This is a genomic window from Staphylococcus sp. FSL W8-0271, from assembly GCF_038006605.1.
In the GTDB taxonomy this organism is placed as follows: Bacteria; Bacillota; Bacilli; order Staphylococcales; family Staphylococcaceae; genus Staphylococcus; species Staphylococcus cohnii.
Map to the genome: position 1 here is coordinate 924,349 of NZ_JBBOVM010000001.1, position 23,992 is coordinate 948,340.

Sequence of the window (23,992 nt, forward strand, 5' to 3'; positions counted from 1 at the left end):
TAAGATTTATTACTATGGAGGTGAGAAAATGAAAGGGTATAAAATGAATAAAATATTAGTTTCTAGCTTCGCTTTTGCTATAAGTGCTTCTTTATTATCAAAACCGATTCAAGCAGCTGAATATCAAAATAGTAAAATATCAACCGATGCAAAAGATAATTTTGCTAGAACTGATAATATTGGACATTCAAATTTTGCGCCTTCAATTTCCGACCTTTATAACATAAATGGTAAAGAAGATTTTGACACTAACGTTGAAAACGATAATACAATAAATAGTGAGTTGTCAGCTGATAAATTAAATTCAGGTGAAAAAGAAGAATCAGTAAACGATGACACACCATCAGAGCCAGATGAGCCAAGTGATGGAGACACGTCTAATTCAAGTGAAGACGATAATACAGGAGGGCAATCCACACCGGATCAACCAAAAGAAGATGAAAGTAAACCATCAGAGCCAGATGAGCCAAGTGATGGAGACACGTCTAATTCAAGTGAAGACGATAATACAGGAGGGCAATCCACACCGGATCAACCAAAAGAAGATGAAAGTAAACCATCAGAGCCAGATGAGCCAAGTGATGGAGGCACGTCTGATTCAAGTGAAGACGATAATACAGGAGAGACATCCACATCGGATCAACCAAAAGAAGAAGAAAGTAAACCATCAGAACCAGATGAATCAGGCGATGAAGACACGTCTGATTCAAATGATGGAGATAACTCTGATACAAATGAGGGAACAGACAAACCAACGAATCCAGACTCACCAAATGAAGGTGGGGGTACGCCACCAAAACCAGATAAACCAAGTGGTGGAGATAATTCTGACACAAATGAGGGAACAGACAAACCAACGAATCCAGACTCACCAAATGAAGGTGAGGGTACGCCACCAAAACCAAATAAACCAAGTGGTGGAGATAATTCTGACACAAATGAAGGAACAGACAAACCAACAAATCCAGACCGACCAAATGAAGGTGGGGGTACGCCACCAAAACCAGATAAACCGAATAATGGAGATACATCAGGTTCAAATGGAGGAGCAAACGTACCAACAAATCCAGACCGACCAAATGAAGGTGGGGGTACGCCACCAAAACCAAATAAACCAAGTGAAGGAAGTTCACCAGGTTCAAATGGGGGAACTGGTGCAACGACAAATCCAGAGCGACCGAATTTGACACCACCTCCACAAACACATTATCCAAATAAATCAAGTAATGGAAATCATAGAAGCGGTAATGACGATGTGTATCAACCAACACAACCAGTCAAACCTTCAAACTCTACACGATCAAACTTAAAAAGACCAAATGAAAATACGCAACCAAACAAATATCAAAATGATATAAACTATGGAGACTTGTCAGTTAGACAAGACTCAAGTCAAACGTCAACGCATACAAATAGTGATCGTCAAATTTTAAATAGATTTAATCAAATGTCTACCGGTTCGTTTAAATATAATCCTTTTGTCGTAAATCAAGTAAAACAATTAAATAATGGGGAACAAAAAATCTCTAACAGGGATATTTTATCCATTCTTAGACCACAACGATTTGATGATAATGCTTTTTTAAATGAGTTACAGAAAGGTACGAATTATTTTAAATTCCAGTATTTTAATCCTTTGAAATCACAAGATTATTATCAAAATTTAGATGATCAAGTTTTAGCTTTGATTACTGGTGAAATTGGATCAATGCCAGATTTGAAAAATCCCAAAACGGAAAGTACTTCAGGTAAATATGAGTATCACGCTAGCAGTGATGAAGAAATGACTGAAACTGCAGATGAAAATTCAAAAAATACTATCGATATAAAATTTGAACGTATTTTATTTGCTTTAATAGCAGCTATTTTTATTATATTTATTGGTGTCGTAGTTGGTTACTTTGTTCATCGCAAAAACAAAAATAATGAATAATTGAAATATAAAAGGGATTAATCCATTCAATGATATGGATTAATCCCTTATTTTGAGTATAGAAGTTATTTCCAAATTTTATAAAATCATATTTGTTAAATAATAAGACTGAAAATAAAAGAAGTAGTTTCTTGTAGTTCTTTTATTTTTTCTGGGCCAATTAAAACTTGAATTATTACCACAAAACCATTTTGCATCATATGTACAGCAATAGGTACCCATATGCGTTTTGTAAAAGCGTATAGCCCTGAAAAAATCATTCCCATACCAAAATAAATGATGAAGAAGGCTGGGTCACCATGTGCCGCACTAAATATAATAGAACTTACTACTGAAGCTACTATAAACTTTAGGGTTTTATTGCCTTTCATAAGTTGATATAACTCACCAAAAATAACTTTTCTAAACACATATTCCTCGAGTATTGGACCTACAACTGAAATTAAAATAATGAAGACGGGAATATCTTGAGCTACTTTCATTAATCTTTCGGTATTTGGACTTGATTGTGGACCACCTAATACGAACATATTAATTAAATTAGCAATAATTTGATACGCCATAACACAAACATATCCAACGAGCGCCCATAATACTGCGTAGCGTTTCTTTTCTTTTGTTCGTTGTTCTAATTGCGTTGGATTAGCAATGAAATTATTGATTATAATAATAATGATTGATGCGATTATAAATAAAATAACTTGTGTATAAATATTGGTAAACATTAACGATTTACCACTTAAATTGTCGAAAAACCCTGCCATATGTAAAAATAAAACACCATATTGTGCTAGACCATAAATAAATAATGTCAATATGGATACCCACAAACGAGACATAATGAACCTCCAAAAAATAGTTTATATCTTATTTTAGCGTAAATTATCGTCACACACAAAATATACAACGATGGTTTTAACTTGAAATGTTGACCAACTTTGATTATTATAGAAATTAGATTAGCACTCAAGGTAATGAAGTGCTAAAGATTTCCAATTCTAAGGAGGAACAATCAATGTTAAAACCATTAGGTAACCGAGTAATTATTCAAAAAATAGAACAAGAGCAAACAACAAAAAGTGGTATTGTATTAACAGATAGCGCTAAAGAGAAGTCAAATGAAGGTACGATAATTGCAGTAGGTGCAGGACGTATTTTAAAAGATGGTTCTCGAGTTGCTCCTGAAGTGAACGAAGGCGATAATGTTGTTTTTCAACAATATGCTGGCACAGAAGTTAAACGTGGAGACGAAACATATTTAATCCTTAACGAAGATGATATTTTAGCAATTATTGAATAATAAATTATAAAAACGATAAATCATATTAACAACATGGAGGTTAAGAAATATGGCTAAAGATTTAAAATTCTCTGAAGATGCACGTCAATCTATGCTAAGAGGTGTAGATAAATTAGCAAATGCTGTTAAAGTTACAATTGGTCCTAAAGGGCGTAATGTTGTATTAGATAAAGAGTACACTTCACCATTAATTACTAATGATGGTGTAACAATTGCAAAAGAAATTGAATTAGAAGATCCTTATGAAAATATGGGTGCTAAACTAGTACAAGAAGTAGCAAATAAAACAAATGAAATCGCTGGTGATGGTACAACAACAGCTACTGTATTAGCACAAGCAATGATTCAAGAAGGTTTAAAAAATGTTACAAGTGGTGCTAATCCAGTCGGCTTACGTCAAGGAATCGACAAAGCTGTAGAAGTAGCGATTGAAGCGTTACATGAAATTTCACAAAATGTAGATAATAAAAATGAAATCGCTCAAGTTGGTTCTATTTCAGCAGCTGATGAAGAAATTGGTAAATATATTTCTGAAGCAATGGAAAAAGTTGGAAATGATGGTGTTATTACAATTGAAGAGTCAAGCGGTTTTAATACTGAATTAGAAGTTGTAGAAGGTATGCAATTTGACAGAGGTTATCAATCTCCATATATGGTCACAGATTCAGATAAGATGGTCGCAGAGTTAGAAAGACCGTATATTTTAATTACAGATAAAAAGATTTCATCTTTCCAAGATATTTTACCGTTATTAGAACAAGTGGTTCAAGCTAATCGTCCAATTTTAATTGTAGCTGATGACGTTGAAGGCGACGCATTAACAAATATAGTCTTAAACCGTATGCGTGGTACATTCACAGCAGTAGCAGTAAAAGCGCCTGGATTTGGTGATCGTCGTAAAGCGATGTTAGAAGATTTAGCAATTTTAACAGGTGCACAAGTGATTACTGACGATTTAGGTCTAGAACTTAAAGAAGCATCAATTGATATGCTTGGTACTGCTAACAAAGCTGAAATCACTAAAGACAATACTACAGTTGTCGATGGTGATGGTGATCAAAACAATATCGATGCAAGAGTAAGTCAAATCAAAGCACAAATTGAAGAAACTGATTCTGACTTTGATAGAGAAAAACTGCAAGAACGTTTAGCAAAATTAGCAGGCGGTGTTGCAGTAATTAAAGTTGGTGCTGCAAGTGAAACAGAATTAAAAGAACGTAAATTACGTATTGAAGATGCTTTAAATTCTACAAGAGCTGCCGTTGAAGAAGGCATCGTAGCAGGCGGTGGCACAGCATTTATGAACATTTTTGATAAAGTATCGAAAATTGAAGCTGAAGGCGACGTAGCTACTGGGGTTAATATTGTCTTAAAAGCTTTAGAAGCTCCTGTACGTCAAATAGCCGAGAATGCTGGTTTAGAAGGTTCAATTATAGTTGAAAGACTTAAAAATTCAGAAGTTGGCGTTGGCTTTAATGCGGCTACTAATGAATGGGTGAACATGCTTGAAGCTGGTATTGTAGACCCAACTAAAGTAACACGCTCTTCACTTCAACACGCAGCAAGTGTTGCAGCAATGTTCTTAACAACAGAAGCAGTCGTAGCCAATATTCCTGAAGAAAATAACAATGAACCACAACCAGGCATGGGTGGTATGCCAGGTATGATGTAAAAAGACCATAGAACGTTGATATGACAGTATATCATTCGTCCAATGGTCATGATTTGGTCATAGAAATTTTAAAATAATTCTTTACTGACGTTTTCCATTAGATTACTAAATCTTTGGGAAACGTCTTTTTGTATCGTAGTTTAGATTAAAACAAAAATGTTATAAATCTTGAAAATTAATGATAATAAAATGTTAGTATAAACGTTTTACTTATAGTTTATATCTGAATTTTGAATTAAGGTGAAGTAGATTAATATTCATTTTAGTATTGTGAATAAGTATTAAATAAAAGGGTAGAGAGTGGGTGTACGTTTTAATAGTTGCAACATATTTTAGCTGCACGATATTTGAAGAGTGGAGGGAATTAAATTATGACTAAGAAATCAGTATATGATGTTATTGATATGGGTGTTAATTATTTAATTTCAGGTTATGATAATTGGAATAATGACCAAGTATTGGACGATAAAATTGATTTATTTCCAAATACAATACATTGGCAATATGGTCATGTTTTAACTATATTTGAATCTGCTTTATCTCTATATGATAAAAATACAGTTGATATTGAACAATACACTCGCTTATTTGGTTATGGTTCTTCACCAGAAAAATGGGGAGATGAAACAATACCGAAAATAGACGAGATATTGAACGATATACAGACCTTACCAGAGCGCGCTCAAAAACTTTCAGATGAAGAACTACAAACAGAATTAACTGAAACAATCGCAGGTTGTAATACGTTAGACGAATTGTTGGCATTAAATGCCATTCATATTCCTTTACATGCTGGTAAAATTGAAGAAATGTCACGTGTTTTAAAACAACAACAATAAATTAAAAAAGATGAAATTGCTATGAACAGCAATTTCATCTTTTTTTTATACATTTTGTAAATCAGAAATGGCTTTAGCTATTGAATCAAAGACATGAGGGATATCATCTTTTTCTACACAACTAAAAGCAATTCTAATGTCAGAATCATTTAATGCAATTACACCAATAGAGTAATTTTCAATTAAATGCTTACGCAATTGTTCTGGATTAACATTTTTAACTTTAAGCGCCATAAAGTATCCAGAGTTAAAATCATAAGGTTGCCAATATGTTGAATATTTTTCGTCATAAACAACAGATTTTGTAATTTGGTATCTTGCATTTAATGTCTCAATATTCTTTTGAATTTCTTTATCAAATTGATCATGGTTTTCAAGTACATATTTAACTGCGCTTTGAGAGGGCATAGGTCCACTAGAAATATTACTTCTAATTAAACCTTTTACTTTGGCTTCTAAGACTTGCTTTGTAATAGGGTCGTTAACACCAAAACTGATAAATCCTACGCGTAATCCCCATGCAAAGAATTCTTTAGTAGCCCCATCTAAACGGATAGGTAATAAATGAGGTAAATGTAAATTTGTTAATGCAGTAAATAAAGATTGCGTGTAAACATCTTCATAGAATAAACCATAATAAGCGTCATCTATTAATGCAATAACATTGGTACCACGCTCTGCAAGTGATTTGATGGCATCGACAATAACGGCTACTTCATCTTTAGTAGGCGTGTAACCAGTTGGATTATTAGGGTAATTTAGGATTAAAATAACTTTATCTTTGTTATATTGTTCTAAAGTATGAACAAGCTGTTCAGTGGTAAAATGTCCTTGTTCATCGAAGATATCATATGTTTCAATTTCAGCACTATGTCTTGTACTATATACTAATTTATAGTTACCCCAATTATGTGATGGTAGTAAAATTGTGTCTCCGCTATCAACAAACATATCCCCTACAATAGATAGACCGTGTGTCAAAGCATTCGTAACAATAGGTCTTGTCATGTGGTTCGCAGTTAAATCAGGATTGTCTTTCAACATTTTTTGTTGCCATAAATCACGAAGTGCTTCTAAACCTTGAGGAGGTGCGTACGGAAAGATGTCATTTGGTTCTAAATGATTGAACATATCATTTAACGTTTCAGCATACATTTTACTATCTTTATATGTTGCCATACCAATTGTGGCATTATACTTAGTAGCTTTCGCTTCTGCAGATTGTGATAAAATGCCTTTTGGATAATACATTAATTTGCCTAAATCAGAAAGCATATCTGCAATTTCTGGATTGGATTTAGATAATTGTTCGTTTAAATCTAAAGCTAAAGGATTCATAGTTTGTTAACCTCTCTTTACTTTTTAAATGATATAACTATATTATCTTGAAATCAGTTAAAATTAAAGCGTTGCAAACATTTTATAAGAAAAATATAAATTTAAGGTCATTTTATACGAACATGTGTTCTGTTTTATGTTAGAATATAGATAGGCCATCAAAATCCTACATGGTACTTTTTTTGTGGGGGGTGTAGTATGGTTACGTGGTGGCAAGAAATTTTAGTAACTTTAATAACAGGTGGCTTACTTGTTGTATTCCGTGTTTGGTTAGAAAATAAGTGGAAAGACAAATAGGTGGCCTTACACAAAAAACCCCAAGTCTGCGCTATCAGACTTGGGGTTGTGTAGTATAATTCGTGGATACAATTATATTTTAGCACCGCTAAGTATAAACTGCAAACAATATATTCTATTGCGTGTAATGCAAATTAATAATAAGATAATTTCAAAATTAGAATAGTATGAATGAGTTTTAGAAATTGTGAGTAAATTTTGATACAATGTAATTATTTGAGGTGAGTATAGTGAAACATTTAACAAAAATATTTGTGATTATTGCTATTGTATTATTTGTCGTTGGTTACTATTTACAAGCTACTGGACATGAAAATTCAGGCATAAAATTATTAATTGCAGCAATTATGTTTATGATTTGTGCATTTATAAATAGAAGTAATGATAGACGCAAAAAAAATAATCAAAAGAAATAAGTAGTAAGAGATAGACATGTATCTCTTTCATACTAGGTATAAGGCTGACCATTTTATGTGGGTTAGCCTTTTTTATTTCAGATAGTATAGTTATTTGCACTTATTTTAGCTCAAAATTTTTTAGTTAAAATGAAAATTTGACTTTACAAGTGTGTATATATTGTATATATTGTGTATGTACAGTTATAAAGGAGGACGTTAATGAAAATACTTTTAAAAAACAGTAGTGAAAGACCGATTTATGAACAAATCAAACAACAAGTAAAAGAGAACATTTTAAAAGGACACGTTACTCCTGGAGAACATTTGCCATCAATGAGAGAACTGGCACAAGATTTAAGTGTTAGTGTGATTACGACAAAACGTGCTTACGAAGATTTAGAAAAAGATGGTTTTGTTTTTACTATAAGAGGAAAAGGTACATTTGTGAAGGAACAGGATAGTTCAATTTTAAAAGAAAAACAATTTATAGTTATCGAGTCCTTAGCCAAATCAATGAGTAAAGAAGCCAAGACCATTGGTATGACTTTATCTGAGTTACAAGAAATTTTATCGTTGATTTATGAGGAGGACGACGAATGAATGCTATAGAATTGAAAAATATTAACTATCAATATAAAGAATTTCAATTAAATGATATTTCATTTGAAGTTCCTCAAGGTTTTGTAACAGGTTTCATTGGTGCAAATGGCGTTGGCAAAACTACAATCATTAGGTTAATTATGGATTTAATTGAGCCCAATAATGGTGAAATATTAATTTTCAATCAAAAAATGAAAAATAACGCTGTAGCAATAAAAGATAAAATTGGTTTTATTTATTCGGAATTATATCTTAATGATAAATGGACCATTAAAAAAATCGAAAATTATATTGCACCATTTTATAGTTATTGGAACCATGATGTTTTTGAACATTATGTTGGATTATTTGATTTGCCTTTCAATAAAAAGATTAAAACATTCTCAACGGGAATGAAGATGAAGTTATCCATTGCAATCGCATTTAGTCATCAAGCTGAACTTTTTATTTTAGATGAACCTACTTCGGGTTTAGATCCTATTATTAGAAATGAAGTTTTAGATATCATTCAAAAAGAACTTATTGATGAAAGAAAGACTGTTTTTTTATCTACTCATATTATTTCTGATTTGGAGAAAATAGCTGATTATTTAGTTTATATTAAGGATGGCGAAGTTGTTTTAAATGACTTTTTAGATCATCTTTTAACTCAATTTAAAATTGTCAAAGGTGATTCCAACCAAATTGATGAAGAATTAAAGCATTTAACTCAATATTTTGAAATTAATAAAACTGGTTATACTGCATTAACCACACAGGCTAATGTGTTCTATGAAATATTTGGTAATGCTGTTGCAATCACGAGTCCAACAATTGAAGACTTAATGGTTTACCTCGAAAAAGGGAACTCCAAAGAATGATTTGGGGCTTTCTAATAATTAATAATGCGGGAGGTATAAGATGAAAAATTTACTTATTCGAAACCTTAAGTTACGCAAATGGACGATTGTTTTATATTCAGTTTTACTGATTATTTCCCCTTTACAATTAATTTTGAATCATGACACATTGATAAATAAAGTGCTTTATTCTGCCCTAGTTATGGTACTAGTAGTTATTTCAGTGTTGGATTCAGGACATGTTTTTAGATTTAATAAAAAGTTAGGATATAAACAGTCATATGATTTTTTTGCTAGTTTACCGGTTTCTAAATTATCTTTACTAAATGCGAACTATATAACTGTTTTGGTATTTACTTTGGTTGGTGCAGGTATTTTATCTTTATATGGCATATCCAATGATAACTATTCAAGTAATACAATTAATATTAACTTCACATTGCCATTTTCTTATATTGCCATTAATCTCTTCGCGATACCATTAGGTTTTAAGCGGTTTATAGAACAAAAGGCAGAATATATTTCATTTATTCCTTATGTGTTAGGAATGTTAATTTTCTTACCTTTTATCATTGCAATTATCATTATTGGTTGTTCTTTACTATTTGATTATGATTTTGAACATTTAAGATATTTTAAAGATTTCTTTAACTATGGCTTCTTATTGTTAAGTGTTGTATTTTTAGGAGTAAATTATATCATTCAATATAAAAAGCTAAGTTAACTTTAAAGGAGGCGCATTATGCAGTTAAAACAAATTACTAAAACATATGGTAATAATAATGTATTAGATCATATTGATTTTGATTTTGGCCATAGTCAAATTGTTGGTTTAATAGGTAAAAACGGGGTGGGTAAAACCACTTTAATGAAAGTGATGAATGGCAACATTGTAAATTATAAAGGTGAAGTTCAATTAAGTAATAAAGAAAATGTAGGCTATTTAATAGAACACCCGAAACTATATGATAATAAATCTGGTTTATATAACTTGAAACTTTTTGCAAATGTGTTAGGAAAAGGATTTGATAAAAAGTATGCTGATCAAATTATTGATGCATTTGGAATGCGTAGTTATATTAAAAAGAAAATTAAAAAATATTCAATGGGAATGAAACAAAAGTTAGCCATTGCAGTTTCTTTAATGAATAAACCTAAATATTTAATATTAGATGAACCGACAAATGGAATGGATCCTGATGGCTCAATTGACGTTTTAAAAACGATACAATCGCTTGTTCAGGAATTAGATATGAAAATTTTGATTTCTAGTCATAAACTTGAGGATATAGAATTAATTTGTGATAGAGCAGTCTTTTTAAGAGATGGTACATTTGTGCAAGATGTTGATATGAAAGAAGGCGCCCCAACAGATTCTACAGTATTGAATCTTGAAGCGGCTGACTTTGAAGCAGGATTAGCTTATTTAAATGAACACTTTGATGTAATACAGTCTCAAAGAGAGACAGGAGAAGTTATATTAAAGGCTCAAAAAAACTATAAAGATATATTAAAAGGACTAGCAAGTAAAGAAATTTTCCCTGAGTTTATTGAAACGCGCAAAAGTTCTTTACGTGATACGTACTTCAATATCAATCAGAAAGGTGGCCAATAATGAACAGTATTCAACTTGTAAAATATGACTTAATTAGTATTTTTAAAAGTCCTTTAACTTACTTAGCATTATTATTGACTATTTTACCAATGATTGGATTTACAATTTTATTTGTTCAACAATCTGATGAAATGAACGGTAACACATTACTTTCAATAGGTAGTTGGTTCTTTTCTATTATGGGGCTACTTTTTGTAATAAAAACAATCACACGTGATATTTCACAAGGTACGATTCAATTATATATGAATAAAACATCAAGTCGTGTAGGTTATGTTGTTGCAAAAGTTGTTTCTATTATATTAATTGCCATATTAATAACAGCAATTCTTGTTGCATTTGTTTTAATTGTTCAGGGTATTGTAGACGGTGAAAATATTAAAACTGATAAAATTTTTGAATTACTATGGTTTTTCTTAATGTTCCATCTATTCTTTGGATTACTATTATATTTATTTGCATTAGTAGTACCTAAAACAGCACTTATTTTCACATTAGGAATTTTCTTAGTATTGATTGTGCCTTTTGCAGAGCCTTTCTTACCAATGATTCCAAAAATTGGAGATAATATACAAGACTCATTAAAATATATTCCATTTAGTTATTTAACATCTAAAACGACTTCTGGAGATTATACATTCAGTAATTGGCAATGGTTTATTACCTCAGCTTCAATTGTTATTTTATTTATTATTAATCTATTCTATGCATCTAAAAAAGATATTTAATAGTAGAAATTTAACTTCAATAAAAACACGTATGAATTGTAGTAAAGCTAATCCAATTCATACGTGTTTAATTATTTAGTGATTAATTTATCTAAGATTGAGTCGTAAACATGCTTCCACATTTGTGAGTCTGTTTTGTAACGATTTGCAATAATTGTATGTGTTTCTGCAGATTTATCATTAAATGTAGGATCGTCTTTTTCAGGTAACTTTGAACGCGTTTCATCTACAAAGTTTTGGACTTGTCTAGCACGAGGGCCCCAAACAGTTTGTTGTTCAAAGTCATCATTTAGGAAAACAAATATTGGAATGGATCTAGCTGTGCCATTTGTTAAGTATTGGTCTATTAAATCTGTATTTTCATCACGATGGAATACTTTGACTTCCAAGTGTAGTTCTTCGCTTATATGCTTTAGAATAGGAAGGTTCATCATAGCATCTCCACACCAATCTTCCGTTATTACAAGCACTTTACTGTAAGGTAAAGATTTGATTTTTTCAAGACGTTCATCATCTTGAGGAAGTGAGAATGATTTATAAATTGTTAGTAGATTTTCTTGGTTTTCAGTCATATCCTCAATGTACTGATCAAGTGGTTGACTGTTTTTGAAATAAGTTTCTAAACTTGTCATTATTTTTCCCCCTTTAATTTATTAGCTATTATTATACCAACAATTTTAAATGAAAGAAAATTTTTAATACTTAGAAAAGTAATAAGTTTTAATATTTGTTTTAAATGAAAATACTAAATGTTTATGCTATATTGATTTAGTATGAATAGTGTAAAACAACATTAAGTTACATAACTTTTTGATATCCGTTTTTTAACTAATAATATTTAAACATTAATTTATTATATATAATCATTGAACTTTTGTAAGTTATATTTGGATAACTAAATATATATATAAGTGTTTATTGTACATAGAAATGATGAAATATAGAGCGTTGAAATATATAGTAACTAAATTTGGTAATGACACTCTGCAGTGGTTTGCCATTTTTGAATTGAAATAGAAATTGATTAAATCCTAAAATTTGAATGGCGGTAGATAACTTGGATAAAATCACATTTTTAAATGCGTTAGAACAAGAATTAGAAAACCTACCTCGAAACGAACGAGACAAAGTGATGTATGAATATGAACAATATTTTTTTGAACAAGAAAATAATGGCAAAAATGAATACCAAATCATTGGAGCTTTAGAATCGCCCAAGCAGATTGCTAAACAGATAATGGCAAAAAATGCTATTGTATCTGCCGAATATAGGCCAAATACTAAAAATATTGTCAGAGCAATTATGGCTTCTTTAGGTATGGGGATTTTGTCATTAATTATTATTTTGATACCCATGGTTATATTAGCAGTGTTTATGTGTGCATTATTGCTCGTTGCGTTTTTCTTAACTATTAGCCCTGTATTGTTAATTGTTCATGGATTATTGAATCATATGATCAGCCTCGCGATAAGTAATTACTTTTTTGCTTTTTCTTTTACAGGATTAGGTATTGTTTTATTTGTAATTATTGCTAAATTAGCACAACTTGTCTATCGTTTAATTTTAAAATACTTAAGATGGAATATCCGAACAATTAAAGGAAGTGTAGATTTATGAAGCGGTTATTTTTAGGTGGGCTAACTTTATTTATAACATGCTTTCTTTTAGGAAGTGTTACATGGTTCGGTTTTGAAAAACAAAATGAAAAATTAAATAGTGTTAATAAAGTATTGGATTCTAAAGATATTAATAATTTAGATGTCTTAACTGAAAATTGTAAAGTTTTAATTAAATCTGGAGATAAAACGTCAGTGAGATATAAAGGTAAGAGAAATCTTGATATAAACAATAATGATAAAACGTTGAAGGTTAAAGAGACTGAAAAACTAGAAAACCATTATGGTTTAAATTACAATCCATTTAGAAATTTTGAGGATAACTTAATTATCACTTTACCTGAAAAAAAATTAAATAAGCTACATGTATCAAGTAAATATAATACTATAATTGTTAAACAATTAAATGTAAATGATGCAGATTTGTCAAAAAAACATAAAAATGGCGGTAAAGTGTTTTTAAATGAATCGAAGTTTGGAAAGTTAAAATATAAAGGATTAAATTCAGCTATTACGTTTAAAGAAAGTGAAATAAATAAGGCTAATATTGAAACTGAAAATGCTAGAATAACGGGTGAAAATACGCTTATTCAAGATTCAGTGTTATTAGTAAATAAGGGAACTATAAGATTATCTGAAACTGACATCAATTCTAATTTTAAAGCATCTGCTAAAAAAGGAGATATTAATATTAGTTATAAAAACGCTCCGAAAAACACACTTCTTAAGTTATATCCATTTCATGGTGATAAAAAAGTTAATAATAAGCATTTTAAGAATGAAAAAGTTGGAAATGGGGATAACATTTTAGAGCTATATACTACTGATGGGGATATAGTGATTGATTAATTATTGAGACATCATTGATTCGACTCGTCCCTGATTCGTGCTTGTTGTTAGGGGATTAATGAACTTCAGCTCAAGTAATCATTTTATACTTTTTTCGATCCTAGTCATCTTTATTGTTATGGGGCGATGAAATCTTTTTAATAAAATTAGGTTTCATCGTCCCACTTTTTTAATATAGTTTAATATGTTGCAAAAGTTAACTCGGTATCTAAATGACCAAAAAGTGTATCTGTTGATAAAGCTTGCCCATTAAGCCAATCTGTAAAGTTTATTATGGTCGGATGATTATTTTCCCCGATTGCAATATGTGCAGTTAAACTTTGTGGTTCATACATACTTGTATGTATTGTTCCTGACCAACTTTTAAATAATTTACTGTAAATTTTATACTGTGGATTATTAAATAGCTTGAAGGCCTCTGCTTTATTTAAGTGTGTCGGTTTATGCTTAATAAGCCGTTCTAAACGCGCTTCTGATTCTGCTGTATAATTTCTATTTTCATGTGTTAATAATTTAAAGTGATTCGTACAAGTTTGGTCATAACGCACATTAATCGAACGAGGTGTAACTTCAATGATTGCATGTTCTAGGTTTTTATCCATAACAATGTAACTAAACGAACTTCTATGTGGGATTTCTTTTAACAATTGAATTGCTTCTGGTACAGTTTTACAATACTGCAAAATAATTCTGCCAATCATGTAACATACAAAACCATCACCAGGATGTTTACGATGCATGAAATTGTAACCCATAGAAAGACCAGCTTCGTTCATTCCATCCATTCTTCCAGTTACACGTGAGGTTGGGCCAATCTGTGCTAAACCACCATCATTTGGTTGAAATAATAAATATCGACCATCATAAGTGGCAGGATGATAATCGTAGTTGCGTACCATGTAATCATTTCCTAAAAATACAGTGCAACCGCTATTTTTTAATGGTGTAAAACGATAATGCCCGAAGTTTAGTATCATTTGTTTGGTAGGAAGGTTTAAGACCTCTTGCATACCTTTTATTTCTTCCCAAATTTGTGGTGCGTATATTTGGAAAATATCATATGTTTCTTTAATATTTATATCAAATCTAGGCATACGCTTTTTCCATTCTTTTTCTCTATTTTTTAGCATTGGCGTTTGTTGCATCCATTGAGCAGTTTTGATGCCTAAATCAAAATGTGATCCTCGATGTGTTAAAATATCTGATTGTACTTTTTGCATAAAAAAACTCCTATGTTAAGTGTAACCTTACAATAATGTTATCTCATTGTAACGTCATGTTAATTGTATTACTGTTGTGTGGAAGTTATCATAAAATTAACTTTTAAAACTAAAGCTTAATTTAGTTGAATGAGGTGATGATTATGTTAAATTACTATGGACAATTAAGAGATGCTCTGTCAACTTGGTGGGGGAATTAGTATCTAATAATTATTTTATAGTAGTATCATGTTTACTTCAAATGGTTATTAATATTCCAGTTCTTTTCAAACTATATTAGGGTATAATAGTTATTTAGTACATTCATAATGTAATTTTATATTATGAATGTTAAGAATAATTTATTTGAAAAAGGGTAGATATTTATTGATGTCTTTAAGTATGCTATCATTAATGTTAGACATGTTAATAAATTATTGAGGTGAAACAGAATGTGGAATTTTATTAAAGGTTTATTTAAATTTGTATTCGGTACAATTCTTACTGTATCGTTAGCAGCAGGAATAGGTGCTGTTGTATTTGCTTATATTTTCAAAAAAGACTTTGAAGATATCGAAAATAAAACAAAAGAAATCGTTTCAGACATCGAATCTAATAATTAATTATTGATAGAACACTTTTGAGTGTTCTATTTTTTTTAGCCTCCGTACATCTGCAGAATGCAGATGTACGGAGGCTTATGCAGTCGAAAGACTGCGAACCTAAAACAAGAGAGCTGCAGAATGCAGATGTTACGGAGGCTTATGCAGTCGAAAGACTGCGAACCTAAAACAAGAGAGCTGCAGAATGCAGATGTTACGGAGGCTTATGCAGTCGAAAGACTGCGAACCTAAAACAAGAGAGCTGCAGGATGCAGATGTTACGGTGGTTTATGCAGTCGAAAGACTAGGAATTAAATGCACCCAATAATTGACTTTTAATACGACTTTGGCTGGTGCTTTAGATTTATACTTGTGATATCAAAAAGCGATAATTTTATTGTGTTTGGAGTAGCAAGTGGATATCCTTCTAAATACATATGAAGCATATCAATATTCTTAATTTCCAATGTGATATATTCTAACCAACCATTCTTATAGTATTCGATACTCACTGGTGTATTCGCATGTAGTGCTTGATGTAGTTGGATATTGAGTTCATTTAATTGATCGTCTGATAAAATAGGACGGTCAATTTTATTTTGATCAATGATATGTTGTTGTACTGCCTCAAATTGTTCGGGTAACGTTGCAAAAGGAGCCCATTTAACCATACCACGCCCTTGTGGAATATTAGGATTTAATTTTTCTCTAGGTATTTTTCTGTAATCAGTCTCTTTATTATTATATTTACTTGAACACATCCAATCACCTCAACTTAATAATAGAACACTTGTTCGTATTATTGCAAGTTATTTTTCAATATTTAATAGAATGTGGATTCCAATGTTTGAAAACTTAGTTATCTTATAATAGAAAATAGATAATAATTAAAATGAAAGCTAGAAAATGATAAGTTTAATTAAGATAAATCAGTTTCATAAAAGGAAAATATATTTATGTCATACAAGTTTCAATAGGAATATTTATAAACGGCGTATTAACGCTAAAACCATTATATTGTCATTTAGTATTAATATTTATTAAAATGAAAGTATCATAATATGGAGGGGTTTACATGACTACAGTAGGATATATCGGTTCATATACGAAAAAAGAGGGGAAGGGCATTTACCGTTTTGAATTAGATGAACAAACAGGAACGGTTGTCGAGATAGAAACGGGGTATGAATTAGAAGCATCAACATACGTGAATCAGCATCATTCATTTTTATATGCTGTCACACGTGAAGGTGAAAACTGTGGTATCGCAAGTTTTAAAATAGAAAAAGATAGCAAACTTAGCCTTATTAATAAATGTTTAGCTTCAACAAAAGGTAGTGGATGTTATGTTTCAGTTTCACCAGATGGAAAATATATTTTTGAGGCAGTTTATGGTGCAGGACTGGCTCGTATTTATGAAGCGAATCCGACTACTGGTGAAGTTATTCGTTTAATCCAAGAGTTAGCACATGATTATCCAACAGGCCCTTTAGAAAGACAAGAACAGCCTCATGTCCATTACCTTGGTATAACGCCAGATGAAAAATATGTGGTAGCCATGGATTTAGGGACTGACAAGATTGTGACGTATGAATTTGGAGATAATGGCTACAGTGAATATGCTGTATATGATTTTGAGCCTGGAGATGGGCCACGACATATTTCATTCCATGAAAATGGCAAAATTGCTTATGTTGTACATGAATTATCAAATATTGTAAGTGTCATGGCATATGAAAATGGTGAATTCTCAGAAATTGAACGCCATGCAACAATACCCGAAAATTTTGAAGGTGCAACAAAATTAGCTGCAGTAAGATTATCTCATGATCAAAAATTCCTATATATCAGCAATAGAGGACATGATAGTATTGCTATATTTAAAGTTGGAGACAATGGATCAACAATTTCACTTGTAGATATAGTCGCGAGCGGAGGAGCATTTCCACGTGATTTTAATATTACTGAATCAGATGATTTCTTAGTTTGTGCTCACCAAGAAGGTAATTATGAAGTAGTTGTATTTAAGCGAGATAAAGTTACTGGAAAATTAGAGAAATCAGATGAATCACAAAATGCGCCAGAAGGTGTTTGTGTTCAGTTCTTAAAATAAAAATAAATGATAAAAAGCCCGGAAACTATACTAAGTTTTCGGGCTTTAATATATCAAAATACTATTTGTTGAAAAATGCTTTAATATATTTAAATTTTCCTTTATAAGGAGGGAACAGTAGGCTTGATTCAAGTCTTGTAGATTTGAAAATATAAGATTTATCATGACTAAAAGTATCAAATGAGTATTTTCCATGATATTTTCCTATACCGGAAGCACCAACACCGCCAAAAGGTAAGTTAGGATTTGCTAAATGCATAAGGGTATCATTGATTGCACCGCCACCAAATGATAATTCATTTAATATTCTCTCTGAACTATTTTCATCTTCACTAAATAAATAAAGGCTTAGTGGTTTAGGTTTAGTACGTATTAAATCAATTGCTTCGTCAAAATCATCATAAGTTATAATAGGTAAAATTGGGCCGAAAATCTCATTTTCCATAATTTTTGAATCGAAAGTCGTACCTTCTATAATAGTAGGTGCAATAAAATTTTCATCAATGTCAGTTTGACCACCAAAAGTAATTTCAGGGTGATGAATATTTAATAATTCGTTTAAACGATGATAATGTTTTTTGTTTACAATTCGTCCATAGTCCGGACTATCTTGAATGTTTGTGCCATAAAATTCAGTGATTGTCTTTTTTAATGCACTGATGAGTTCATCTTTAACTTTGCGGTTTACAAGTAAGTAATCCGGTGCAACACAAGTTTGCCCAGCATTTGTAAACTTACCAAAACAAATACGTTCACTTGCAACTTTAATATTTGCACTCTCATCAATGATTGTAGGTGACTTTCCACCTAGCTCTAAAGTTACTGGTGTTAAGTTTTTACTTGCTGCATTATAAACAACGCGTCCAACTTGTTCACTACCTGTAAAGAAAATATAATCAAAAGGAAATTGAAGTAAAGTTTGAGTTGTATCAGCATTTCCTTGAATGATATTAATGTATTCAGGATCAAATGCATCGGCAATGATTTGCTGTATGACACCAGATACATTAGGTGTGAACTCAGAAGGCTTTAGTATCACAGTATTCCCTGCAGCAATTGCACCAATTAACGGTTCTATTAACAATTGGAATGGATAGTTAAAAGGTCCGATAATGAGTACTGTGCCATAAGGTTCTTTCATAATGTAGCTTTTAGTAGGGAACATGAATAATGGTGTGTTTACTTGTTTGGTTTTCGCCCAATTTTTAAGCTCTTTACGAGCTGATTTAATATTTTTTAATGTAAAGCCAATCTCAGTTGCATAGGCTTCTACTTTATTTTTACCTAAATCTTTTTGAAAAGCTTCAAGTAATTCACTTTCATAGTTTTTAATACTCTTACTTAATTGTTTGAGTTGCTTTTTTCTGAATTTAAGTGATTTGGTTTCATGAGTATTAAAATATTGTTTACTATTGTGGAAAGATTGTTCTATTGAATTCAAATATTATTCCTCCTAGTATATTGGTGATTTAGATAGTTTAAAATGATGGATAAAAAACTGGAACATAATTATTATTATGTTCCAGTTTTTCTATATAGTAAACTATTTAAGTTTTTATTATTATAGCGTTATATATTGATAAAGTATGAAATTAACTTAAAGCTTCTGTAATTTGTGGTACAACTTGTTTTTTACGAGATACAACACCTGGTAAAAATGCAGTATTGTTGTCTAGTTGAACATTGAATGCATTGCCTACTTTATCTTTTTCAGCACCAACGACTAAAATCTTAGAGTTACTGTTAATGATATCAGTTACAAGCAATACAAATAAATCATATTTTTCGTTTGTACTCACTTCTAACATTTCTTTTTCTAACTCTTCTTGACGTTGGAATACTTCATCAATATCTACAGTATTAACTTGACCAATACGTGTAATATAGTCACCCATATTAAATGATTTCGCATCCATATTTAACAGTTCAGATGCAGTTTTATCTGTTGTAGATGCACCTGCTTTTAACATTTCTAGACCATAGGATTCTAAGTCAATGTCTGCAATTGATTTTAAAGCTTCAGCAGCGTCAATATCTTGTTGTGTACAAGTTGGTGATTTAAATAGTAGGCTATCTGAAATGATAGCAGAAATCATTAAACCAGCAATTTCAGGTTTGATTTCAAATCCGCGTTCTTTGTACATTTTGTATAAGATTGTTGCAGTACAACCTACTGGCTCTGCGCGATAATACAATGGTGCTGCAGTTTCAAAGTTTGAAATTCTATGATGATCAACGACATGTTGAATTGATGACTTGTCAATCGTATCAGCACTTTGTTGGAATTCATTATGGTCAACTAAAATAACATTTTGATTATTTAAATCATCACTAAGTAATTCTGGTGTGTCTACATTAAAATGATCTAATGCATATTGAGTCTCAGGTCCTACCTCACCCAAACGATAAGGTGTTGCCTCTGTATTTCCTGTTTGTTGTTCAAAGTCTGCCATAATAATAGCTGATGAAATTGCATCTGTATCTGGATTTTTATGACCGAAAATATAAGTTTTTGCCATGTTTTAATTCTCCTTAATTTTTTATTTAATTTTATTTTATCATGATTTTCTATTGTTATTCTACTTCAGCACCTAATGAATTTTTAAAATGATCTAATGCCCATTGATGTCCTGTTGGATTAAATGAGGCAACACCCTTATGAGAAATTGAAATAGTATATCCCAAATTGTAGGCAGTGATAGCAGTGTGAAGTACACAAATGTCTGTACATACACCGACAATTTCCAAATGAGTAATGTTACGTTCGCGTAACATAATATCTAAAGGTGTACCACAAAATGAATCATAACGCGTTTTATCTAAATAATGAACATGATCATTAAATAAGATATTCTGATAAATATCATTCACTTTACCGTAGAGTTCTCTTCCAGTGGTGTCTATTATATTATGTGGTGGGAAAAGTTTGTTTTCTGGATGATAGCTATTTTCTTCATAATGTAAATCCATAAGAAAAAAGATATTAGCCTGTTTTTTATTATATACTTCAATTCTTTCAACAATATAATTTTCAATTTGTTGACCAGGAAGGCCACAAGTTAATTTGCCATTATCAGCAACAAAATCATTTGAATAGTCAACAATAATAAGCGCACTATTTTTCATCTAATGTAACACTCCCAAAATTAAGATTATAGTTATTATATACTAAGTACATAAATCATTAAAGGTGCATTTAAAGCGTTTAAAAACTAAATATTAGTTTATTATAAAGTATTAAGTAAGGAGGAAGAGTTGCTAATGATCATTAATGCAATGCAATTTGGATTAAAAGGTAAGCATAAATGGGCAGATACACGTGCGATTCAAAAAGCATTGAAATATGCTAGAGACCACAAAAACACAACAATTTATATTCCTAAAGGAGAGTATCATATACGTAGACCGTTGGTAATATATGACTCAACTACTTTGATATTGGATGATGAAGCAGTATTAAAAAGAGTAGGTAAAGATACTTTATTAAAAAACGGTAGATGGTTGAAATCTTATTATGGATACGAAGGTAATGGTGCAATCTGTATTGCTGGTGGCACACTGGATATGAATGGTTATAATTATCCATATAACAATACAGCAATGTGCATGGGCCATGCTCAAAATATTCAAATTTTAGACGTAACATTCAAAGATGTTGTTGGAGGTCATGCCATAGATGCATGTGGCATCAATGGATTATATATCAATGGATGCCAATTTTTAGGATTTAAAGATGACAAAGGGGAAAGATTGTTTTCAGAAGCGGTACAAATTGATATACAAGTAAAAGGTGCTTTTCCAAAATTCGGTGCAACGGATGGTACGATAACTAAAAATGTAGTGATTGAAAATTGTTATTTTGGAAATTCTAAAACACCTACAATGGGTGCGTGGAATAGAGCAATAGGATCTCACGCGAGTAGATTTAATCAATTTTATGAAAACATACACATTCGTTTTAATACGTTTGAAGGTATAAACCAATATGCACTGACACCTTTAAAATCAAAAGATACTTTTATTCACGATAATATATTTAAAAATTGTGGAGGTGGTATTCGGTTTTTAGCAGTGAAAGATGGTAAAAATGCGCAAGACCTTACAGGTAAGGTGAGAACAACACAATCTGGAAGTAATTTGTATATTTACCAAAATCATTTTGTTGGTCATATGTCTAAAGATGCAATTCGAGTGCAAAGTTACCATAACGTAAAACACAATAATATATTTATTGCACAGAATCATTTTGATAATAAACATCAAAGACTTTATTTAAAAGATATAGAAAATTTGTATCTATCAGATGAAAAAAATATAAACATTAAAAAAATAAACATAAAATAATGATTCTTTATTTTAGTAGTTCTGAATTAAAACACAATATAAAACATATTGTAATTTAATTGAAATTATATTATCTTAAAGAGTAATAATGTAAGAAAATTCAGAAAACAACTAAAATCGGGGGGAACATTATGACTAACACGAACAAAGGGGAATTTAGACGTTCGCATTATTTAACATTTTTTTCTGAAAAAAATAAGTCTTATAATGCAGGACAACTGACAGGATTGATTTTAGGGCCACTACTATTTATTTTGACATTGTTAACTTTTCAACCTGAAAATTTATCTTATAAGGGTGTTTTTGTGTTAGCAATTACAATTTGGATAGCTATTTGGTGGATTACGGAAGCAATACCAATTGCAGCAACTAGTTTATTACCATTAATTTTATTGCCTATTGGTCATGTACTTAGCCCAGAAGAAGTATCTGCTCAGTATGGGAATGACATTATCTTCCTATTTTTAGGTGGATTCATACTAGCTATAGCTATGGAAAGATGGAATTTACATACACGTGTAGCATTAACAATTATCAGTATTTTAGGTACAAGTACTGGAAAAATTTTATTAGGTTTTATGATTGCGACAGGATTTTTATCTATGTTTGTTTCGAACACTGCAGCTGTGATGATTATGATACCGATAGGTTTAGCAATTATTAAAGAAGCAAATGATTTAAAAGGGGAAGAAATGAATGCTAAAAGCATCAATAAATTTGAACAGTCATTAGTATTAGCTATCGGATATGCAGGAACAATTGGTGGATTAGGAACTTTGATTGGAACACCACCACTTATTATTCTAAAAGGACAATATCAATCAGCTTTTGGTGAAGAAATCAGCTTTGCCAAATGGATGGTTGTTGGTGTACCAACGGTCATTGTGCTATTGATTTTAGTATGGCTATATTTGCGTTATGTTGCATTTAAACATGATATGAAAGAACTGCCAGGCGGTCAAAATTTAATTAGAAAAAAATTAGATGAATTAGGTAAGATGAAATATGAAGAAAAAGTAGTACAAGCAATTTTTATATTGGCAAGCTTATTATGGATTAGTAGAGAATTCTTATTGAAAAATTGGTCGTTCACCTCAGAAGTTGCCGACGGTACGATTGCAATGTTTATAGCTGTATTACTATTCTTAATTCCAGCTAAAAATAAAGCGCAACATACACGTATTATTGATTGGAATGTTGCCAAGGACTTGCCATGGGGCGTGCTCATTTTGTTTGGTGGAGGTTTAGCACTTGCTAAAGGTATTTCAGAAAGTGGTTTAGCTACATGGTTAGGGGAACAATTAAAGTTAATCGAAGGTGTCAGTCCATTAATTATCGTTCTTGTCATCACAATATTTGTGTTATTCTTAACAGAAATAACTTCGAATACAGCTACTGCAACTATGATTTTACCTATTCTTGCCACACTTTCTGTTGCAGTTAATGTACATCCGTTACTACTCATGGTGCCGGCTGCTATGGCAGCCAATTGTGCTTATATGTTACCGGTTGGTACACCGCCAAATGCTATTGTATTTGGTACTGGAAAAATTAGTATTAAAAAAATGGCATCAGTTGGATTTTGGGTCAATATATTGAGTATTATTGTCATTGTGTTAGTGGTTTATTTCTTAGTACCACCAGTATTAGGCATAGATGTTACCAAGCCATTACCATTAAAATAATTAAAAGCGTCATAGAGCCTGAGG

The 23,992-nt window shown here is 31.2% G+C and carries 25 protein-coding genes; 17 read left to right on the forward strand and 8 right to left on the reverse strand.

Annotated elements, in window-relative coordinates; all coding sequences use genetic code 11:
- The first annotated feature begins 28 nt into the window (after window positions 1-28).
- Window positions 29-1,933 carry an SdrH family protein gene (locus tag NST87_RS04490; protein WP_040029798.1) on the forward strand — a complete coding sequence of 635 codons (1,905 nt, stop codon included), beginning with the start codon at window positions 29-31 and terminating at the stop codon, window positions 1,931-1,933.
- A 95-nt stretch (window positions 1,934-2,028) separates the two neighbouring features.
- Here the strand turns inward: NST87_RS04490 and mroQ are convergent, their stop codons facing one another.
- Window positions 2,029-2,772 carry an intramembrane glutamic endopeptidase MroQ gene (gene mroQ / locus NST87_RS04495; RefSeq protein WP_019469561.1) on the reverse strand — a complete coding sequence of 248 codons (744 nt, stop codon included), beginning with the start codon at window positions 2,770-2,772 and terminating at the stop codon, window positions 2,029-2,031.
- 176 nt (window positions 2,773-2,948) lie between these two features.
- Here mroQ and groES point away from each other — a divergent pair, with 176 nt between their 5' ends.
- From groES to NST87_RS04510, 3 genes are all read left to right on the forward strand, one after another.
- Window positions 2,949-3,233 (forward strand): co-chaperone GroES, encoded by a 285-nt coding sequence (groES, locus tag NST87_RS04500; protein ID WP_019469562.1) that lies wholly within the window; start codon window positions 2,949-2,951, stop codon window positions 3,231-3,233.
- 49 nt (window positions 3,234-3,282) lie between these two features.
- A complete protein-coding gene (gene groL / locus NST87_RS04505; protein WP_019469563.1) occupies window positions 3,283-4,905 on the forward strand; it encodes a chaperonin GroEL in 1,623 nt (540 codons plus the stop codon).
- Between the two features lie 371 nt (window positions 4,906-5,276).
- Window positions 5,277-5,744: a DinB family protein gene (locus NST87_RS04510; RefSeq protein WP_019469564.1), complete on the forward strand. Its 468-nt coding sequence runs from the start codon at window positions 5,277-5,279 to the stop codon at window positions 5,742-5,744.
- 45 nt (window positions 5,745-5,789) lie between these two features.
- On the opposite strand, the gene NST87_RS04515 is transcribed toward NST87_RS04510, so the two are convergent.
- The gene (locus NST87_RS04515) at window positions 5,790-7,082 is read right to left on the reverse strand and encodes an aminotransferase class I/II-fold pyridoxal phosphate-dependent enzyme (RefSeq protein WP_019469565.1); all 1,293 of its coding nucleotides are present in this window, start codon (window positions 7,080-7,082) and stop codon (window positions 5,790-5,792) included.
- Between the two features lie 198 nt (window positions 7,083-7,280).
- Here NST87_RS04515 and NST87_RS04520 point away from each other — a divergent pair, with 198 nt between their 5' ends.
- From NST87_RS04520 to pmtD, 7 genes are all read left to right on the forward strand, one after another.
- A complete protein-coding gene (locus NST87_RS04520) occupies window positions 7,281-7,379 on the forward strand; it encodes a Trp-rich small protein (protein ID WP_019469566.1) in 99 nt (32 codons plus the stop codon).
- 230 nt (window positions 7,380-7,609) lie between these two features.
- Window positions 7,610-7,795: an SE1626 family protein gene (locus NST87_RS04525; RefSeq protein ID WP_019469567.1), complete on the forward strand. Its 186-nt coding sequence runs from the start codon at window positions 7,610-7,612 to the stop codon at window positions 7,793-7,795.
- Between the two features lie 201 nt (window positions 7,796-7,996).
- Window positions 7,997-8,377: a PSM export ABC transporter transcriptional regulator PmtR gene (pmtR, locus tag NST87_RS04530; protein ID WP_019469568.1), complete on the forward strand. Its 381-nt coding sequence runs from the start codon at window positions 7,997-7,999 to the stop codon at window positions 8,375-8,377.
- The gene (gene pmtA, locus NST87_RS04535; protein WP_040029799.1) at window positions 8,374-9,237 is read left to right on the forward strand and encodes a phenol-soluble modulin export ABC transporter ATP-binding protein PmtA; all 864 of its coding nucleotides are present in this window, start codon (window positions 8,374-8,376) and stop codon (window positions 9,235-9,237) included. Before pmtR ends, pmtA begins: the two co-directional genes overlap by 4 nt.
- Before the next feature lie 40 nt (window positions 9,238-9,277).
- Window positions 9,278-9,940 carry a phenol-soluble modulin export ABC transporter permease subunit PmtB gene (pmtB, locus tag NST87_RS04540; RefSeq protein ID WP_019469570.1) on the forward strand — a complete coding sequence of 221 codons (663 nt, stop codon included), beginning with the start codon at window positions 9,278-9,280 and terminating at the stop codon, window positions 9,938-9,940.
- An 18-nt stretch (window positions 9,941-9,958) separates the two neighbouring features.
- Window positions 9,959-10,831 (forward strand): phenol-soluble modulin export ABC transporter ATP-binding protein PmtC, encoded by an 873-nt coding sequence (gene pmtC / locus NST87_RS04545; protein ID WP_019469571.1) that lies wholly within the window; start codon window positions 9,959-9,961, stop codon window positions 10,829-10,831.
- On the forward strand, window positions 10,831-11,559 hold the full coding sequence (gene pmtD / locus NST87_RS04550; protein WP_019469572.1) for a phenol-soluble modulin export ABC transporter permease subunit PmtD: 729 nt from the start codon (window positions 10,831-10,833) through the stop codon (window positions 11,557-11,559). Before pmtC ends, pmtD begins: the two co-directional genes overlap by 1 nt.
- A 71-nt stretch (window positions 11,560-11,630) precedes the next feature.
- Here the strand turns inward: pmtD and NST87_RS04555 are convergent, their stop codons facing one another.
- Window positions 11,631-12,191, reverse strand: a complete 561-nt coding sequence (locus NST87_RS04555) for a thioredoxin family protein (RefSeq protein ID WP_040029800.1) — start codon at window positions 12,189-12,191, stop codon at window positions 11,631-11,633.
- Window positions 12,192-12,616: 425 nt separating this feature from the next.
- On the opposite strand from NST87_RS04555, the gene NST87_RS04560 reads away from it, so the two are divergent.
- Window positions 12,617-13,177, forward strand: coding sequence for an HAAS signaling domain-containing protein (locus tag NST87_RS04560; protein ID WP_040029801.1), 561 nt, complete (start codon window positions 12,617-12,619; stop codon window positions 13,175-13,177).
- Window positions 13,174-14,025, forward strand: coding sequence for a DUF4097 family beta strand repeat-containing protein (locus NST87_RS04565; RefSeq protein ID WP_019469575.1), 852 nt, complete (start codon window positions 13,174-13,176; stop codon window positions 14,023-14,025). Before NST87_RS04560 ends, NST87_RS04565 begins: the two co-directional genes overlap by 4 nt.
- Before the next feature lie 179 nt (window positions 14,026-14,204).
- On the opposite strand, the gene NST87_RS04570 is transcribed toward NST87_RS04565, so the two are convergent.
- Window positions 14,205-15,245, reverse strand: a complete 1,041-nt coding sequence (locus NST87_RS04570; protein ID WP_019469576.1) for a C45 family autoproteolytic acyltransferase/hydolase — start codon at window positions 15,243-15,245, stop codon at window positions 14,205-14,207.
- Window positions 15,246-15,676: 431 nt separating this feature from the next.
- On the opposite strand from NST87_RS04570, the gene NST87_RS04575 reads away from it, so the two are divergent.
- Entirely contained in the window at window positions 15,677-15,847 is a 171-nt protein-coding gene (locus NST87_RS04575; protein WP_019469577.1) for a hypothetical protein, read from the forward strand.
- 314 nt (window positions 15,848-16,161) lie between these two features.
- On the opposite strand, the gene NST87_RS04580 is transcribed toward NST87_RS04575, so the two are convergent.
- The gene (locus NST87_RS04580) at window positions 16,162-16,587 is read right to left on the reverse strand and encodes a YolD-like family protein (RefSeq protein WP_019469579.1); all 426 of its coding nucleotides are present in this window, start codon (window positions 16,585-16,587) and stop codon (window positions 16,162-16,164) included.
- Window positions 16,588-16,901: 314 nt separating this feature from the next.
- Here NST87_RS04580 and pglS point away from each other — a divergent pair, with 314 nt between their 5' ends.
- The gene (gene pglS, locus NST87_RS04585) at window positions 16,902-17,939 is read left to right on the forward strand and encodes a 6-phosphogluconolactonase (protein ID WP_019469580.1); all 1,038 of its coding nucleotides are present in this window, start codon (window positions 16,902-16,904) and stop codon (window positions 17,937-17,939) included.
- A 61-nt stretch (window positions 17,940-18,000) separates the two neighbouring features.
- Here the strand turns inward: pglS and NST87_RS04590 are convergent, their stop codons facing one another.
- The 3 genes from NST87_RS04590 to NST87_RS04600 form a co-directional block, all read right to left on the reverse strand.
- Entirely contained in the window at window positions 18,001-19,380 is a 1,380-nt protein-coding gene (locus NST87_RS04590) for an aldehyde dehydrogenase (RefSeq protein ID WP_019469581.1), read from the reverse strand.
- Between the two features lie 151 nt (window positions 19,381-19,531).
- Window positions 19,532-20,458: a manganese-dependent inorganic pyrophosphatase gene (locus tag NST87_RS04595; protein ID WP_019469582.1), complete on the reverse strand. Its 927-nt coding sequence runs from the start codon at window positions 20,456-20,458 to the stop codon at window positions 19,532-19,534.
- A 55-nt stretch (window positions 20,459-20,513) separates the two neighbouring features.
- A complete protein-coding gene (locus NST87_RS04600) occupies window positions 20,514-21,065 on the reverse strand; it encodes a cysteine hydrolase family protein (RefSeq protein WP_019469583.1) in 552 nt (183 codons plus the stop codon).
- A 135-nt stretch (window positions 21,066-21,200) separates the two neighbouring features.
- On the opposite strand from NST87_RS04600, the gene NST87_RS04605 reads away from it, so the two are divergent.
- Both NST87_RS04605 and NST87_RS04610 read left to right on the forward strand, forming a co-directional pair.
- On the forward strand, window positions 21,201-22,283 hold the full coding sequence (locus tag NST87_RS04605; protein WP_019469584.1) for a glycosyl hydrolase family 28-related protein: 1,083 nt from the start codon (window positions 21,201-21,203) through the stop codon (window positions 22,281-22,283).
- Window positions 22,284-22,414: 131 nt separating this feature from the next.
- Window positions 22,415-23,968 (forward strand): SLC13 family permease, encoded by a 1,554-nt coding sequence (locus NST87_RS04610; protein WP_040029802.1) that lies wholly within the window; start codon window positions 22,415-22,417, stop codon window positions 23,966-23,968.
- The last annotated feature ends 24 nt before the right edge of the window (window positions 23,969-23,992 follow it).

Excerpts from the sequence above, each read along its gene's own strand:
- NST87_RS04490 (WP_040029798.1), top strand. The coding sequence starts at position 29 with ATGAAAGGGTATAAAATGAATAAAATATTAGTTTCTAGCTTCGCTTTT.
- mroQ (WP_019469561.1), bottom strand. The coding sequence starts at position 2,772 with ATGTCTCGTTTGTGGGTATCCATATTGACATTATTTATTTATGGTCTA.
- groES (WP_019469562.1), top strand. The coding sequence starts at position 2,949 with ATGTTAAAACCATTAGGTAACCGAGTAATTATTCAAAAAATAGAACAA.
- groL (WP_019469563.1), top strand. The coding sequence starts at position 3,283 with ATGGCTAAAGATTTAAAATTCTCTGAAGATGCACGTCAATCTATGCTA.
- NST87_RS04510 (WP_019469564.1), top strand. The coding sequence starts at position 5,277 with ATGACTAAGAAATCAGTATATGATGTTATTGATATGGGTGTTAATTAT.
- NST87_RS04515 (WP_019469565.1), bottom strand. The coding sequence starts at position 7,082 with ATGAATCCTTTAGCTTTAGATTTAAACGAACAATTATCTAAATCCAAT.
- NST87_RS04520 (WP_019469566.1), top strand. The coding sequence starts at position 7,281 with ATGGTTACGTGGTGGCAAGAAATTTTAGTAACTTTAATAACAGGTGGC.
- pmtR (WP_019469568.1), top strand. The coding sequence starts at position 7,997 with ATGAAAATACTTTTAAAAAACAGTAGTGAAAGACCGATTTATGAACAA.
- pmtA (WP_040029799.1), top strand. The coding sequence starts at position 8,374 with ATGAATGCTATAGAATTGAAAAATATTAACTATCAATATAAAGAATTT.
- pmtB (WP_019469570.1), top strand. The coding sequence starts at position 9,278 with ATGAAAAATTTACTTATTCGAAACCTTAAGTTACGCAAATGGACGATT.
- pmtC (WP_019469571.1), top strand. The coding sequence starts at position 9,959 with ATGCAGTTAAAACAAATTACTAAAACATATGGTAATAATAATGTATTA.
- pmtD (WP_019469572.1), top strand. The coding sequence starts at position 10,831 with ATGAACAGTATTCAACTTGTAAAATATGACTTAATTAGTATTTTTAAA.
- NST87_RS04555 (WP_040029800.1), bottom strand. The coding sequence starts at position 12,191 with ATGACAAGTTTAGAAACTTATTTCAAAAACAGTCAACCACTTGATCAG.
- NST87_RS04565 (WP_019469575.1), top strand. The coding sequence starts at position 13,174 with ATGAAGCGGTTATTTTTAGGTGGGCTAACTTTATTTATAACATGCTTT.
- NST87_RS04570 (WP_019469576.1), bottom strand. The coding sequence starts at position 15,245 with ATGCAAAAAGTACAATCAGATATTTTAACACATCGAGGATCACATTTT.
- NST87_RS04575 (WP_019469577.1), top strand. The coding sequence starts at position 15,677 with ATGTGGAATTTTATTAAAGGTTTATTTAAATTTGTATTCGGTACAATT.
- NST87_RS04580 (WP_019469579.1), bottom strand. The coding sequence starts at position 16,587 with ATGTGTTCAAGTAAATATAATAATAAAGAGACTGATTACAGAAAAATA.
- pglS (WP_019469580.1), top strand. The coding sequence starts at position 16,902 with ATGACTACAGTAGGATATATCGGTTCATATACGAAAAAAGAGGGGAAG.
- NST87_RS04595 (WP_019469582.1), bottom strand. The coding sequence starts at position 20,458 with ATGGCAAAAACTTATATTTTCGGTCATAAAAATCCAGATACAGATGCA.
- NST87_RS04600 (WP_019469583.1), bottom strand. The coding sequence starts at position 21,065 with ATGAAAAATAGTGCGCTTATTATTGTTGACTATTCAAATGATTTTGTT.
- NST87_RS04605 (WP_019469584.1), top strand. The coding sequence starts at position 21,201 with ATGATCATTAATGCAATGCAATTTGGATTAAAAGGTAAGCATAAATGG.
- NST87_RS04610 (WP_040029802.1), top strand. The coding sequence starts at position 22,415 with ATGACTAACACGAACAAAGGGGAATTTAGACGTTCGCATTATTTAACA.